This is a genomic window from Zoogloea ramigera (genome assembly GCF_006539865.1).
Classification (GTDB): Bacteria; Pseudomonadota; Gammaproteobacteria; order Burkholderiales; family Rhodocyclaceae; genus Zoogloea; species Zoogloea ramigera.
Map to the genome: position 1 here is coordinate 1 of NZ_BJNV01000092.1, position 1,928 is coordinate 1,928.

Annotated in this window: 2 protein-coding genes; both read right to left on the minus strand. The window is 74.2% G+C overall.

Annotation, left to right across the window (positions count from 1 at the left end; all coding sequences use genetic code 11):
• Window positions 1-1,206: ABC transporter permease (locus ZRA01_RS21305; protein WP_141354789.1), on the minus strand; the 1,206-nt coding region annotated here is incomplete at its 3' end.
• Window positions 1,203-1,856, minus strand: a complete 654-nt coding sequence (locus ZRA01_RS18180; protein ID WP_141354790.1) for an ABC transporter ATP-binding protein — start codon at window positions 1,854-1,856, stop codon at window positions 1,203-1,205. The genes ZRA01_RS18180 and ZRA01_RS21305, both read right to left, overlap by 4 nt.
• Window positions 1,857-1,928 lie beyond the last annotated feature (72 nt).

A 1,928-nucleotide genomic window follows, 5' to 3' on the forward strand; every position in this document is an offset into this window, starting at 1 on the left:
CAGGCCGACCGCCCAGCCGGGGCGGCCCACGCCGTCGGCCAGCGCTGCCTCGTCGCCGGCCTTCAACGCCCGGGCCGGCGCCACCGTGGCCGCCTCGCGGGCCGGCAGCCAGGCCCCCGCCGCGCCAGCCAGCAGCCCGGCCAGCACATAGGCCACCGTCACGCCGGGCTGGAACACCAGCTGCGGCCGCAGCCCCTGGAAATACCCCGCCCCCAGGTCGCCCCCCAGCAGCGCCAGCGCGCCCCACGCCAGGCCGTGCCCGAGCGCCGCGCCCACCACGCCGCCAGCCAGCCCCACCGCGGCCCCTTCGGCCAGCAGCCAGCCGAACAGGCTGCGCCGCCCGAGGCCAATCGCGCGCAGAAACGCAAACTCCGTGCGCCGCCGCACCACCGAAAGCGCCTGCGCCGAGAACACCAGAAAACCCCCGGTCACCAAGGCAATCGCCGCCAGCATGGTCAGATTCACCCGGTAGGCGCGGGACAGGTTGGCCGCCTGGTCCTCGGCCGCTTCCGGCGCCTCCACCAGCACCCCGGCGGGCATCGCCGCCTGCAGCGCAGCCTGCGCGGCGCCAGGGTTTGCGCCATCATGCAGACGCACATCGATGCGCGACAGCCGCCCGAGCCAGCCGAATTGTTCCTGCAGCGCGGCGATGTCCATCACCGCCAGCCGCCGACCCTCCCCCGCCGCCGGCAGGTCGCCGGCCACCGGCAATTCGATCTCCCGCGTGCCGGCCTGCAGGCGCAGGCTCCCGCCCAGCAAGCCGCCCAACGCCGTGCGGGCCGCTTCGCTCACAAACAGCCCGCCCGACAGCGTCGCGAAGCGGTCGGCCGTGTCCGCCGCCCGGGGCAGCAGCGCCGGGCTCACCCGGGCCAGGGCCAGCACATCCACGCCGAGCAGCTTGAGGCTTTCGTCAGTGCCGGGCACCCGCGCCTCGATCTCGATCACCGGGCTCGCCGCCGCCACCTCGGGGCGCGCCAGCACGCGGGCGTAGAGGGCCTCGTCGAACCCGCCCCGCGGGCCCGCCAGCTGCAGGTCGGCGGCCCCCGACAGGGTGCGCATTCCACGGCCGAACTCGCCCAGCGCCGCCTCGTGCACCGCCTGCACCGCCATGCCCAGCGCCACCCCCAGCACGATCGCGATGAACGAGAACAGCGTCGCCGCCCGCCGCTTGGCCAGCGAACCCAGAAAAACCGGCGCCAGCTTCATCCGTGCAGCCCCCGGGCGTCGAGGCGCAGCACCCGGTCGGCCGTGGCCGCGGCTTCCAGCGAATGGGTGACCAGAATCCCGATCGCCCCCGCGCCGCGAATGCGCTCGCCCAGCAGCGCCAGCACCCGCGCCCCGTTGGCCGGGTCGAGATTGCCGGTGGGCTCGTCGGCCAGCACCAGGCGCGGGCCGTGCACCAGCGCCCGGGCGATGGCCACCCGCTGCATCTCGCCGCCCGACAGCTCCCGCGGCCAGCTGCCGGCCCGCTCGCCCAGGCCCACCGCCTCCAGCAGCTGGCGCGCCGGCGCCTCGGCCGCGGCGTTGTCCACGCCCTGTAACCACAGGGGCAGCGCCACGTTCTGCAGCACGGTGAGGTGGGGCAGCACATGAAAGGCCTGGAACACGAAGCCCAGCCGGTCGCGCCGCAGGCCGGTCAGGCCGTCCTCGTCGAGCCCCGCGTAGTCGCAGCCATCCAGCACCACCCGCCCCGAATCAGGCCGATCCAGCCCGGCGATCAGGTTGAGCAGCGTCGACTTGCCCACCCCCGACTCCCCGACGATCGCCACATACTCCCCCGGCGCCAGCCGCAGGGACACCTCGGCCAGCACCCGGCGGCCGTTGAAGGAACGGGAGAGGGAATCGATTTCGAGCATGGGCGGCGTATACAAATAGGGGCGCCTAGCTTAGCGCAGGCAGGAGCGGCAACGATTACATAGAGGCACCAT

Excerpts from the sequence above, each read along its gene's own strand:
- ZRA01_RS18180 (WP_141354790.1), bottom strand. The coding sequence starts at position 1,856 with ATGCTCGAAATCGATTCCCTCTCCCGTTCCTTCAACGGCCGCCGGGTG.